Below are 12,570 nucleotides of genomic sequence, written 5' to 3' on the forward strand. Positions count from 1 at the left end.
TGAGCGTACGTTTCAGACTTGCCAGCGTTCCGAAACGGAACGCCGCGCTCTACAGTACAGGACCGGCAGGATTTTGCCGCTCAGGACGGCTGCGGGCCACTCTACTGGGGGGGGTGAAAAAATTCTGCAATAAATCATGAGGATAGGCAAGAAAAAAATTTTGCCCCGCGCAACAAAAGAGAGACATGAGCAATGAGCCTGGCACGCGGGTACATGCCGGCAGCGGCGCGTGCTTGACAAGGGGCCGGGCGGCTTGCAAAGTCTGCGTCCTGGCCGGTTTTTTTCAGGGCAATTTCCCTTTGAACCGGAGCGGGCGTTTCGCAAATGACAAGCGTATCCGCCCAATTTGAATAAAAAATAGCTTCTGGACTTAAGATAATAAACGAAGTACCGATAAGTACTTCCATCTCCGCATGATCGGGCGGCGCGACACATTTTGCCGCTTTTTGGCCCCGCGCTTGCGCCGGGAATTTTTTCAGGGAAAAGCCATGCACTCGCACTACTCTATGTTTTCTACGCCTTCTTTGCAGCAGGTTCCCGGTCCGGCCGGCCTGGAGGGCCGTTGCGGCAGGGCTTTGCGCGCCGCGCGCGAGAGAGAGTGGCGGCGTATTCCCTGTTCTTCTTGCGTTGTGCCCAGGCTGCGCGATTGCCCCAGGTCTCCGGGCTGAGCGCGCGGCTTTTTTCGTGATGCGCAAAAGATATCTTAACCTTGCGGCATAGCCCGCATTCAGAAAGGAGATTGTTCATGAAGCTGTCGACACAACTTACGTTGAGCATGGGGGTTCTGGTTATCCTGATCGCAGGCTTGGGCATCTATCTGCTTCAGCAGATGGCCAAACTCAACGATGTGTCCGCGGAACTGATCGAGCGCCAGATTCCCCTGGAAGAGCAGGTGGGCATCCTCAACAACGCGGCCTCGGAATACCGCCTGGCGGAAAACCGGCATATCTACGCCACCCAGCCGGCGGATATGCGGGAGCATGAAGCAAATATGCAGGCCCTGGCAAAGGAGATCGCGGAAAGCATCAAAATCATTGAAGGCCTGATCATCAGGCCGCAAGTCAGGAAAGTCTTCCAGAGCTATCTGGCGGCCCGGGAGGCGTACAGGGAAGAATCCAAAGAGGTGGTCGCCCTTTCGACCCAGTTGCGCACCGAGGAAGCCATTACGGCCCTGAAGGGCGAATCAATGGCGCAGTATGTAAGAATGAGCACGGCTCTGGATGAGATGGTCAAAACGCTCCAGGACGTCACCCAACAGATCGACGCCCAAACCGACGCCATGTACGATTCTTCGCGTATGACCAGCATTGTTCTGATCGTCGGGGCCATATTGATCGCCGTGGCCCTGACCTGGTTTATCGTGCGCACGACCATGCGCCAGCTGGGCAAGGATCCCGGCGCGCTCAACTCCGTTGCGCACCGCGTGGTGGAAGGCGATTACGACATTGACGACGGCAGCAAAAAAGTGGGCGTTTACGGTTCCATTGTGGAAATGGTCACTGCCCTGAAGACGAACATTGAAAACGCCCAGCGCGAGTCGGAAAACGCCAGGGAGCAGTCGGCCAAGGCTCAGGAAGCCATGGAGAAGGCCGAGGCCGCCAGCAGGCAGGCCCAGGCCAAGACCGAAGCCATGCTCGTAGCGGCCGACAAGCTGGAGCAGGTGGGCAGCGTGGTCTCCTCGGCCTCCACCCAGCTTTCGGCCCAGATTGAGCAGTCGGATCGCGGCGCGGCGGAATCGGCGCAGCGCCTTTCCGAAGCGGCCACAGCCATGAACGAAATGAACGCCACGGTGCAGGAAGTGGCCAAAAACGCGGGTTCGGCCTCCCAGGCTTCAGCCGAAACCAAGCAGAAGGCCGAAGCCGGGGCCCAGGTGGTGGAACAGGCCGTGCACAGCATTGAGCAGGTGCATCAGCTCTCTCTGGAACTCAAGGAAGACATGTCCCAGCTCAATGAGCATGCCCAGGACATCACCCGTATCATGGGCGTTATCTCGGATATTGCGGATCAGACCAACCTGCTGGCCCTGAACGCGGCCATTGAAGCCGCCCGCGCGGGCGAAGCCGGACGAGGCTTTGCTGTGGTGGCCGACGAAGTGCGCAAGCTGGCTGAAAAGACCATGGCCTCCACCAACGATGTGGGCAACGCCATCAAGGCCATCCAGGAAAGCACATCCAAGAGCATGACCGGCATGGACAACGCGGTGCAGCGCATTGGCGAGGCCACGGAACTGGCCGGACAGTCTGGCGCGGCCCTGCAGGAAATCGTGGCCACCGTGGAAGCCACGGCGGATCAGGTCAATGCCATTGCCGCGGCCAGCGAGGAACAGTCCGCGGCCAGCGAGGAGATCAACCAGTCCATCGTGCAGGTCAATGACATGTCCCGCCAGACCGCCGAAGCCATGGCCGAAGCAGCCAAGGCCGTCTCGGATCTGGCCGCCCAGGCTCAGGGCCTGACCGCGCTCATTCAGGATTTGAAGGCCGACTAGTACGCTCGCGCCGGGCTTTCGCCCGGCAACCGGTACCCTTCTAAAAAGCCGGGCGGCAACGCCCGGCTTTTTTGCAGGAAAAGGAACCCCCCGGCTATGCCGGGGGGGCCTTTTTTCGCGGGGCGTCAAAGCGCCTCAGACGTTTTCAGCCGTTGGGGCCTCCGGCGGAGTTTTTTCATGCCCGGCAGGGGCGCTTCCCGCGGGCTTGTCTTCTGCGAGCGCGGCCAGCGGCTCGCCATAATAGGCCTTGCGATACAGTTCCTTCAGCTCGGCAATCAGAGGATAGCGCGGGCTTGCGCCGGTGCACTGATCGTCAAAAGCCTGCTCGGCCATTTCATCCAGCTTTTGCAGAAAGTCGGCCTCCGGGATGCCGGCTTCGCGCAACGAGGCCGGTATCCCCAGATCCCGCTTGAGAGATTCAATGGCCCGCACCAGACGCGCGGTTTTTTCCGCCCGCGTTGCGGCGTCGTCGCCTTCCAGATCATCGGCCAGATGCAGCATGTCCGCCATGCGGGCATAGCGCCCCTTGACCCAGGGATATTTATACTGCGGCAGCATGCCCTGCTTGGTGGGCGTGTCCGTGGCGTTGTATTCGATCACATAGGAAAGCATGATCGCGTTGGCCAGACCGTGCGGCACATGAAAGCAGGAGCCCAGGGTGTGCGCCAGGGAATGGCAGATGCCCAGAAAGGCGTTGGCAAAGGCCATGCCCGCCATGGTCGCGGCATAGTGCATTTTTTCGCGCGGCACCAGCCTCTCCTCGCCGCCCTGATAGGAACGGCGCAGATACTTGAAAACCAGGCGCACGGCCTCCATTGCCTGCCCGTCCGTGAAATTGGTGGCCAGCGTGGAGGTATAGGCCTCTATGGCGTGCGTCAGCACATCAAGGCCCGCGTTGGCGATCAGGGAGGGCGGCAGATCCATGACAAATTCAGGGTCCACAATGGCCATGTCCGGGGTCAGGGCATAGTCCGTAACCGGGTATTTGACGCCGGTAGCGGTATCGGTGATCACGGCGAAGGGCGTCACTTCCGAGCCTGTGCCCGAAGTGGTGGGAATGGCGACCATGACCGCCTTTTTGCCCAGATCCGGGAAGGACACCACCCGCTTGCGGATGTCCATGAAGCGCAGGGCAACATCCTCAAACCTGATGTCCGGCACTTCATAGAGCAGCCAGATGATCTTGGCCGCGTCCATGGGTGAGCCGCCGCCCAGGGCAATGAACATGTCCGGCTGAAAGGCATTGACCATGTCCAGGGCCTTCCGGGCCGTGGCAATGTCCGGGTCGGGCTGCACGCCGGCAAAAATGCGGAACTCCATACCCATGCTTTCCAGAACGTCCGTCACTTTCTGCACATGCCCGAGCTTTTCCATGGTGGCATCGGTAATGATGCAGGCCCGGCGGCGATCCGCATACTCTTCCAGCGCAGGGCGCAGGGCTCCGAGCTTGAAATAGATTTTGGGCGGCACACGGTACCAGAGCATGTTTTCACGGCGGCAGGCCACGGTTTTGACGTTCATGAGATGTTTCACCCCGATGTTTTCACTCACGGAATTGCCGCCCCAACTGCCACAGCCCAGGGTCAGGGAAGGCGCAATGCGAAAGTTGTACACATCCCCTATGGCCCCTTGCGAGGCAGGCATATTGATCAAGGTCCGGCCGGTGGTCATGGTATCCTGAAAAAGCTCAATGTGCGCCGTGTTTGACTCGCGCGTGTAGAGCACCGAAGTGTGCCCGGCCCCGCCCAATTGCACAAGGCTCTGGGCCATATCCACCGCGGCCGCGAAATCCGGCGCCCGGTAAAAACCGAGCACCGGCGAAAGCTTTTCATGCGCAAAGGGATCGTCGGCCCTGATGGCCGCGCGCTCGGCAATCAGCACCTTGGTGTTTTCCGGCACGTCGATACCGGCCATTGCCGCAATGCGCGCAGCGGGCTGCCCGACTATGGCGCTGTTCAGCGCGCCGTTGACGAACAGGGTCCCGGCCAGGGCCTCGCTTTGCTTTTTGTCGGCAAACCAGGCCCCGCGTTTGAGAAATTCCTCGCGCACAGCGTCGGCAATGCTCTCTTCGGCGATCACAGTCTGTTCCGAAGCGCAGATCATGCCGTTGTCAAAGGTTTTGCTGAGCAGAATGGAATTGACCGCCATTTTGATGTCCGCCGTGGCGTCGATGATCACCGGCGTGTTGCCCGCGCCCACGCCGATGGCGGGCGTGCCGGAGCTGTAGGCGGCATGCACCATGCCCGGACCGCCGGTGGCCAGAATCAGGTTGACGTCCTTGTGGCTCATCAGATGCTGGGAGAGCTCGGCGCTGGGTTCTTCCAGGCAGTCAATGATATTTTCCGGCGCTCCGGCCTGTACCGCGGCCTCCAGAATAATCATGGCCGCGGCCCTGGTGCTGCGCCTGGCGCGCGGATGCGGGGAAATAATGATGCCGTTGCGCGTCTTGAGGCAGAGCAGGGTCTTGAAAATGGCCGTGGACGTGGGGTTGGTGGTGGGCACGATGCCGGCCACCAGACCCAGGGGCGCGGCGATCTCCCGGTAGCCGGAAACCGGGTCGTCTTCAATGATCCCGCAGGTTTTGGCATCTTTGTACTTGTTATAGATGTATTCCGAGGCAAAGTGATTTTTGATCACCTTGTCTTCCAGGACGCCCATGCCGGTTTCCTCCACAGCCATTTTCGCCAGCTCAATACGCTTGGCTGTGGCCACGGCAGCGGCATGGTGAAAAATCCTGTCCACCTGCTCCTGCGTGTAATGCGCAAAGATTGCCTGCGCCGCACGCACACGCTCGATCATGGCGTCCAATTGTTCCGTTGCTTTGCTCATATCCGCTCCTCTGCCGGGTTTGCGTTGCTCTTCATCATGTCTGAGGTCTTGCGGGCACTTGTGAGCCCTGCCGGACTGGCCCGAACCTTGCGTGGTCACGGCGCGCATGCGGCGACATTCAGCCATGCGCGGAAACATGAAAAGGCAAAGTCTCCAAGACCTGTATATATCCTATATATAGAATACGATTTAGGCAACACAACCCCTTGATATAGAAATGGTTGCTTATTGCACGATGGGCAGATCCTGCCCTGCCCTGTACGCAAAAAGGGAGGTTGCCCTCCCCTTTTTACATTCATCCAATTCGATCACGGGTTCAATTCAGTGTGCGCAAGCGGCGGATGGCTTCTTCCGTATCTTCCGGCGAGCCAAAGGCCGTGAGGCGCACATAGCCTTCGCCGCTAAGCCCGAAACCCGCGCCCGGCGTGCAGACCAGGGCGGCCTGATGCAGGAGGCGATCAAAAAAGCCCCAAGAATCCATGCCGTTGGGCACGCCGACCCAGATATACGGGGCATTGACGCCGCCAAAGACCTCCAGGCCCATTTCCTTCACAGCGGCGCTGAGCAGGGCGGCGTTGCTCTGGTAGCCCCTGATCACGCCCATGATTTCTTCCCGGCCCTTCTCGCTGTAGGCAGCGGCCGCGGCGCGCTGCACAATATAGGCGCAACCGTTGTATTTTGTGCTTTGGCGGCGGTTCCAGAGCGCGTTCAGGCTGGCCGCGCCGCCCTTGCCGTCGCTGATCCGCAGGGCTTTGGGCACCACGGTGTAGGCGCAGCGCAGGCCGGTAAAGCCGGCTGTTTTGGAAAAACTGCGAAATTCCACGGCCACTTCCTGCGCGCCGTCCAGCTCGTAAATGCTGTGCGGCACATCCGGGTCGCGGATAAAGGCTTCATAGGCGGAGTCATAAAGAATGACGCAGCCCTCGCGCCGGGCGTAGTCCACCCAGCCTTGCAGGGCCGCGCGCGAAAGCACTGTGCCCGTGGGATTGTTGGGGTAGCAGAGATAGATCATATCCGGCCGGGTTTTGGGAAAGTCCGGCACAAAGTCATTGGCTTTGACGCAGGGCAGATACACAATCCTGCTCCACTGCCCGTTGGCCATGTCCCCGGCGCGGCCCGCCATGACGTTGGAATCCACATAGACCGGATACACCGGGTCGGTCACGGCCACCACGCTGTCCGGGGCGAAGAGTTCCTGAAAATTGCCCACATCGGACTTGGCCCCGTCGCTGACGAAAATTTCATCCGGGCTCAGATCCACGCCGCGCGCCTTGTAATCGTACTCCATGATCAGATCGCGCAGAAAGGCATAGCCCTGCTCCGGGCCGTAGCCGTGAAAGCGGGCGGGGTCGCCCATGTCGTCCACGCCTTTGTGCAGGGCCTGAATCACGGCCGGAACCAGCGGGCGGGTCACGTCGCCGATGCCCAGGCTGATCACCCGGGCGTCGGGGTTGCGGTCTTTAAAATCCGCCACCTTGCGCGCAATGTCCGAAAAAAGGTAATTGCTTTGCAGCTTGAGAAAATCGGGGTTGATTGCAGCCATATATCCCTCAATGGTTTTCAGATGAAATACACGCCTTCAAAAACAGTTGTTGCGCCGCCGGTCATGTAGACGTGATCGTCGCTTTTGTCCCAGTCGATATGCAGCACGCCGCCCCTGAGCTCCACATCCGGCGAACGGCCGGTATAACCGTTGAGCGCGCAGGCCACCGCCGCGGCGCAGGCTCCGGTGCCGCAGGCTAGGGTTTCCCCTGCCCCGCGCTCCCAGACGCGCATGCGGATTCTGGTGGAAGAAAGCACTTCCACAAATTCCGTATTGGTGCGCTGGGGAAACAGGGGGTGATGCTCAAAAAGCGGGCCCAGCTTCGGAAGATCCAGATCGTCTATGCCCTGCATGAAGACCACGGCGTGCGGGTTGCCCATGGACACGGCGGTAATCGCATAGGTGGTCCCGCCCACTTCCACGGGTCGGGAGATAAAGCGCTGCGCGTCCTCGCCCGCAGCGGGCGCGGACGAAAGCCGCAGGGGAATGCGCTCCGGCGCGAGCACGGGCTCGCCCATGTCCACGGTGGCGCCGCAGACCTGGCCCGCCTCGAAGAGCAGGCGCACGATCTTGATGCCCGCGGCTGTTTCCAGCCGGATGACATCTTTTTTGACGATGCCGTGATCGTGCGCGAATTTGCCCACGCAGCGGGTGGCGTTGCCGCACATTTCCGCTTCCGAGCCGTCGGCGTTGAACATGCGCATGCGCACGTCGGCCGTGGCCGAGGGCAGGATCAGCACCAGGCCGTCGGAACCCACGCCAAAATGGCGGTCGCTGATCCGCGCGGCAAGCTCATGGGGATTGTCCACGCGCTCTTCAAAACCGTTGATGTACACATAATCGTTGCCGATGCCCTGCATCTTGGTAAAACGCACTCCCGCGCTCATGACAGCTCCTTTCTCCTGGGTAAAACGGGCCCGCGCCCGTTGCCGCCCGCAGCGCCCTTGCAGTGAACTGAGTTTGCCAGCATACCTGCGAAAAGCCTGAAAGTAAAGGCGGCCGCCCGAAGGAAGGATTCACTGTTGGAGTGAAATTTTTTTCTCAACCATGTAACATTATAATGAATTTTTTACGGAAATCATCGCAAAGGCGAATCCCTCATGCGCGGCCACGGCCGCTCTCTGCGGCGCGCTTTGAGAGCGGGAAGCTCTTCAGCTTCCCGCTCCCGCGTTGCTCCTGCCTTGTCCGTTGCGGCGGAAAAGGCGTGAGAATCCCTGTTGCGGCGTGCGGTTCCGCAACCGGCCGGCAGCCGAGGAACCCATCTTCCCCCCCGGGATGCGGCTCCCCCGGCTCCCGACAATAAAACGTACGCTCTTGTCTGCTAATCTTTACCTCTTTTGTTTACCGCATGTTATCATTAGAGAATATTGCTTTGAGAGCGTTTAGCTCATTTCATGAGCAAAATGCTCTAATGCGCCCAAAGCAGTTCCGAATACTTGGGCAAGACCCACAGGCTGTCCTCCACCAGCCTTTCCAAAGTGTCCGCATGCGCGCGGCATTGGCTCATGGCGGCCAGAATGTCGTCGCGCGCCTGCCTGGCCTGTTCCAGGGCGTCCTGGCCCTGCCGGGTTTCTTCCACGGCCTTTTCCAGCCTGTGCACGCCGCCCTGCAGGGCCGTGATATGCGTTCGCAGCAGATTGAAGTACTCCTCCTCGCTGCTGGCGGCTTTTTCACCCAGAACCGCGCGGGTCTTGAGCACCGCGTCAGCGGCTTTGGCCTGGGCCTCCAGGCATTGCGGCAGGATCAGGGAGCGCAGCATATTGGCCATCAACTGCCCCTCAATGCACAGGGTCTTGGCGTAGTTTTCCAGCAGGATTTCCTGACGCGCCAGAATTTCGCGCTCGCTCAGGATGCCGTGACGCAAAAAGACGTTCATGACGTCAGGATCGCTGTAATGCTCCAGGGCCGTCACCGTATTGTTGTAATTGGGCAAATTGCGTCTGGCCGCCTCCTCGGGCCAGGACGCGGCATAGCCGTTGCCGTTGAAGACCACGGGCAGATGCTCCTTGAACAGCCGCGGCAGCAGTTCCTGAAGAGCCGCGTTCAACGTGCTTCCCGCGTTGAGCGCGGCTTCCAGTTCCGTGGCGATGTCGTCCAGGGCGCAGGCCACGGCCGCGTTGAGCGCAATGTTCACCGGCGCCACGGATTGCGAGGAGCCCACGGCCCGGAATTCAAATTTATTGCCGGTAAAGGCAAAGGGGCTGGTGCGATTGCGGTCCGAAAGATCCACGGGCAAGGGCGGCAGCGTGGAAACGCCCACCTCCATGACCGGATTTTTTTTGCTTTTGGAAGCCTTGCCGCTGATAATGCCTTCCAGCACTGCCGTGAGCTGCTCGCCCAGATAGACCGAAAGGATGGCGGGCGGCGCCTCGTTGGCCCCCAGGCGGTGATCGTTCCCCGCGCCCACCGTGCCCAGGCGCAGGGCCGTGCCGTGCTTGTGCACCGCGCGCAGCACCGCAGCCAGAAAGACCAGAAACTGCGCGTTGTCCTGCGGCGTAGTGCCCGGATTGAGCAGATTCCGGCCGTGGGAATCGCACATGGACCAGTTGTTGTGCTTGCCGCTGCCGTTGACCCCGGCAAAGGGCTTTTCGTGCAGCAGGCAGACAAAGCCGTGCCGGGCCGCCATGTGCCGCAGCATGTTCATGGTCAGCATATTGTGATCGCAGGCCATATTGGCCTGCTCATAGACCGGGGCGATTTCAAACTGGCCCGGCGCAACCTCGTTGTGCCGGGTTTTGGCCGGTATGCCCAGGGCCAGCAGCTCGTTTTCCACATCCTGCATGAAGCTCATAACCCTGGCGGGAATGGCCCCGAAATAGTGATCCTCCATTTCCTGCCCCTTGGGCGAAGGCGCGCCCAGCAGGGTGCGACCGGCGAGCATAATGTCCGGGCGCAGCGCGGCAAGGTTTTTATCCACCAGAAAATATTCCTGCTCCGGCCCGACCATGGCCTGAACGGAAGTTGCCGAGGCATTGCCGAAAATGCGCAAAATGCGCAAGGCCTGGTCGGAGAGCGCTGCCGTGGAGCGCAGGAGCGGGATTTTGCGGTCCAGGGCCTCCCCGGAATAGGAATAAAAAAACGTGGGGATGTGCAGGGTCGCGCCGTAGGGCGCCGGGATAATGAACACGGGCACCGAGGGATCCCAGGCCGTGTACCCGCGCGCCTCAAAGGTGGAGCGGATGCCCCCGGACGGGAAGGAGGAGGCGTCCGGCTCCCCGCTGATCAGCATTTTGCCGGAAAATTCGCTGATCACCTGGCCCTCGGCCGTGGGGGACAAAAAGGCGTCGTGCTTTTCGGCGGTCAGGCCGGTCATGGGGTGAAACCAGTGCGTATAATGCGTAGCGCCGCGCTCAATGGCCCAATCCTTCATGGCGTTGGCCACCACATCGGCAATTTCCGGATTGAGCCGCTCGCCGTTGCGTATCGTATTGGCCAGCTCCCGGTAGACATCTTTGGGCAGGCGCTTGCGCATCACGCTCAGGCCGAACACGTTGCGGCCGAACACGGAACCCGCCTCATGGGATTTTTCCTCCTGGCAGGAGGGCCGGAGCGGCGCCGCGTCAATGGCTTTGAAGATTGCCTGTTTGCGGGGGGAAGTCATACTCTTGTCTCCTTTTCTCGTCTGATTCTGACGTGTTACACTGCCTGGTTGCCGCGCTCGCCCGTGCGGATGCGCACCGCGTCCAGCATTTCGCTGATAAAGATCTTGCCGTCGCCCACCCGGCCGGTGCGGGCCGTGGCGATCACAGCCTCCACCACTTTTTCCAGGGCTTCGTCATGCACTACCAGCTCCAGCTTGAGCTTGGGCAGGCAATCCACCTGCATGGTCGTGCCCCGGTAGACTTCAGTATGCCCGCGCTGGCGGCCGAAGCCCTTGATTTCCGTATAATTCAGGCCGTGGATCTCCAGCTCGGAGAGCGCCTTCTTGACCTTCTCAAACATGCCGGGCCTGATGATAATCTCCAGCTTTTTCATGACTCGCTCCTTGTTGCCGTGTTCCGTGATTGCGCCCAGGGCGCTACAGCGTATAAGCGCGTTCGTTATGCTCGCTCAGATCCAGGCCCGTGGATTCCGCTTCGGGCGTCACGCGCAGGCCGACAAGAGCATCCACGAAACTGAGCAGGACGCGGCTGACGACATAAACAAAAATCCATGTGCCCAAGACCGAGACGAACTGCACCCAAAGCTGATGCGGGTTGCCGTAAAACAGGCCGTCCACGTTGTTGATGGCGGCGCTGGCGAACAGGCCCGTGGCCAGCGCGCCCCAGGTGCCGCCCAGGCCATGGATGCCCACTACGTCCAGGGCGTCGTCATAGCCGAATCTGTTTTTGAGCAGCACGCCGCCATAGCAGATCATGCCGCCCATGAAGCCGATCAGCATGGAAGGCAGCAGATCCACAAAACCCGCGCCCGGCGTGATGGCCACCAGACCGGCCAGTGCCCCGGAAACGGCCCCCAGGGTGGTGGGCTTGCCAACGCGCTTCCATTCCACGAGCATCCAGCCCAAAATGCCGCCGGCCGAGGCCAGATGCGTGGTCAGCAGAGCCTGACCGGCCAGCGGGCCCGCGGTCAGGGCGCTGCCTGCGTTAAAACCGAACCAGCCGAACCAGAGCAGACCGCCGCCCAGCAGGGTCAACGGCAGATTGTTGGGCGTACCGCCCTGCGGCCCGGCGGCCTGCCGCGGCCTGAGAGCCTGGGCGCAGGCCAGCGCAGCCGCGCCGGACGCCATATGCACCACGGCCCCGCCCGCAAAGTCCACGGCACCCATCCGGGCCATCCAGCCGCCGCCCCAGACCCAATGGGCCATGGGCGAGTAGACGAAAATCAACCAGAGCCCGGAAAAGAGCAGCATGGCCGAAAAACGGATGCGTTCCGCATACGCGCCTGAGATCAGGGCCACGGTGAGCACGGCGAACATGCACTGAAAGGCCATGAACACGGTATGCGGCAGTTGCGGCGCTGCCGGAGCGGCCACGCCCGCCACGCCACGCAGAAAGAGGTAGGAAAAATTGCCGATCAGGCCGCCCACGTCCGGCCCGAAGGCCAGCGTATAGCCCACCACGGCCCAGAGCACGGTAGTCAGGCCCAAAGAGGCGTAACTGTGCATATGGGTGGAAAGCACATTGCGGGCGCGCACCAGGCCGCCGTAAAACAGGGCCAAAGCCGGGGTCATCAGCATGACCAGCGTGGCGCAGACGATCACAAAAGCAGTGTCCGAGGCATTCATGCCCATCTCCCTCATGGCCTGGGCGGCTTGTGGATACTGCGCGGATCGCGGCAGGGCGCAAAAGCCTGCCGGAGCGCAGCAACAGCCGCCCGTACCGGTTGAAAAACCTTTCAGGCAATGGAGCCGGCGCCTTGCCCCCTGCCCGCGCGGTCTAGAGCATTTTTTGATTGAAAATATTCATTTTCAATCACTTCGCCGCCATCATTTCGCGTCCAGGCTTCAGCCGTTGCGACGAAGGAAGCTACGGATGAAGACAGCAACTGGTTACTGCGGCAGCCAGCCAACGCAACCGCTGTCGCTATCCGTAAGCAAGCAAAGCTTGCTAACGGCTACCGCAACGCGGTCTGGACGCTCATTCGGCGCGGGCGCCAGCTAACGCTGTCGCCAGAGCGGTTTAGCTCATTTCATGAGCAAAACGCTCTATGCCGCGTCCTCGTTTGCCGGGGGAGAGCATGAAGCGTACCAGGACGTGAAGCGTGGCGGGAT

The 12,570-nt window shown here is 60.8% G+C and carries 8 protein-coding genes; 1 reads left to right on the forward strand and 7 read right to left on the reverse strand.

All coding sequences use genetic code 11. The features are described 5' to 3' along the window. Window positions 1-134: 134 nt before the first annotated feature. On the reverse strand, window positions 135-407 hold the full coding sequence (locus tag G7Y51_RS00255) for a hypothetical protein (protein WP_165174433.1): 273 nt from the start codon (window positions 405-407) through the stop codon (window positions 135-137). 338 nt (window positions 408-745) lie between these two features. Between G7Y51_RS00255 and G7Y51_RS00260 the strand changes: the two genes are divergently transcribed. After that, on the forward strand, window positions 746-2,485 hold the full coding sequence (locus G7Y51_RS00260) for a methyl-accepting chemotaxis protein (RefSeq protein ID WP_165174434.1): 1,740 nt from the start codon (window positions 746-748) through the stop codon (window positions 2,483-2,485). Between the two features lie 135 nt (window positions 2,486-2,620). Here the strand turns inward: G7Y51_RS00260 and adhE are convergent, their stop codons facing one another. From adhE to G7Y51_RS00290, 6 genes are all read right to left on the reverse strand, one after another. Beyond that, window positions 2,621-5,314 (reverse strand): bifunctional acetaldehyde-CoA/alcohol dehydrogenase, encoded by a 2,694-nt coding sequence (gene adhE / locus G7Y51_RS00265; protein WP_165174435.1) that lies wholly within the window; start codon window positions 5,312-5,314, stop codon window positions 2,621-2,623. 316 nt (window positions 5,315-5,630) lie between these two features. Beyond that, window positions 5,631-6,857 (reverse strand): LL-diaminopimelate aminotransferase, encoded by a 1,227-nt coding sequence (locus tag G7Y51_RS00270; protein ID WP_165174436.1) that lies wholly within the window; start codon window positions 6,855-6,857, stop codon window positions 5,631-5,633. 17 nt (window positions 6,858-6,874) lie between these two features. After that, complete coding sequence (gene dapF / locus G7Y51_RS00275) at window positions 6,875-7,744, reverse strand: diaminopimelate epimerase (RefSeq protein ID WP_165174437.1); 870 nt, start codon at window positions 7,742-7,744, stop codon at window positions 6,875-6,877. 521 nt (window positions 7,745-8,265) lie between these two features. After that, entirely contained in the window at window positions 8,266-10,458 is a 2,193-nt protein-coding gene (locus G7Y51_RS00280; RefSeq protein ID WP_165174438.1) for a glutamine synthetase III, read from the reverse strand. A gap of 35 nt (window positions 10,459-10,493) precedes the next feature. Further along, window positions 10,494-10,832 (reverse strand): P-II family nitrogen regulator, encoded by a 339-nt coding sequence (locus G7Y51_RS00285; protein WP_165067412.1) that lies wholly within the window; start codon window positions 10,830-10,832, stop codon window positions 10,494-10,496. 43 nt (window positions 10,833-10,875) lie between these two features. Continuing rightward, on the reverse strand, window positions 10,876-12,084 hold the full coding sequence (locus tag G7Y51_RS00290; RefSeq protein ID WP_165174439.1) for an ammonium transporter: 1,209 nt from the start codon (window positions 12,082-12,084) through the stop codon (window positions 10,876-10,878). Between the last annotated feature and the right edge of the window lie 486 nt (window positions 12,085-12,570).

Source organism: Desulfovibrio sp. ZJ369, from assembly GCF_011039085.1.
GTDB lineage: Bacteria > Desulfobacterota > Desulfovibrionia > Desulfovibrionales > Desulfovibrionaceae > Desulfovibrio.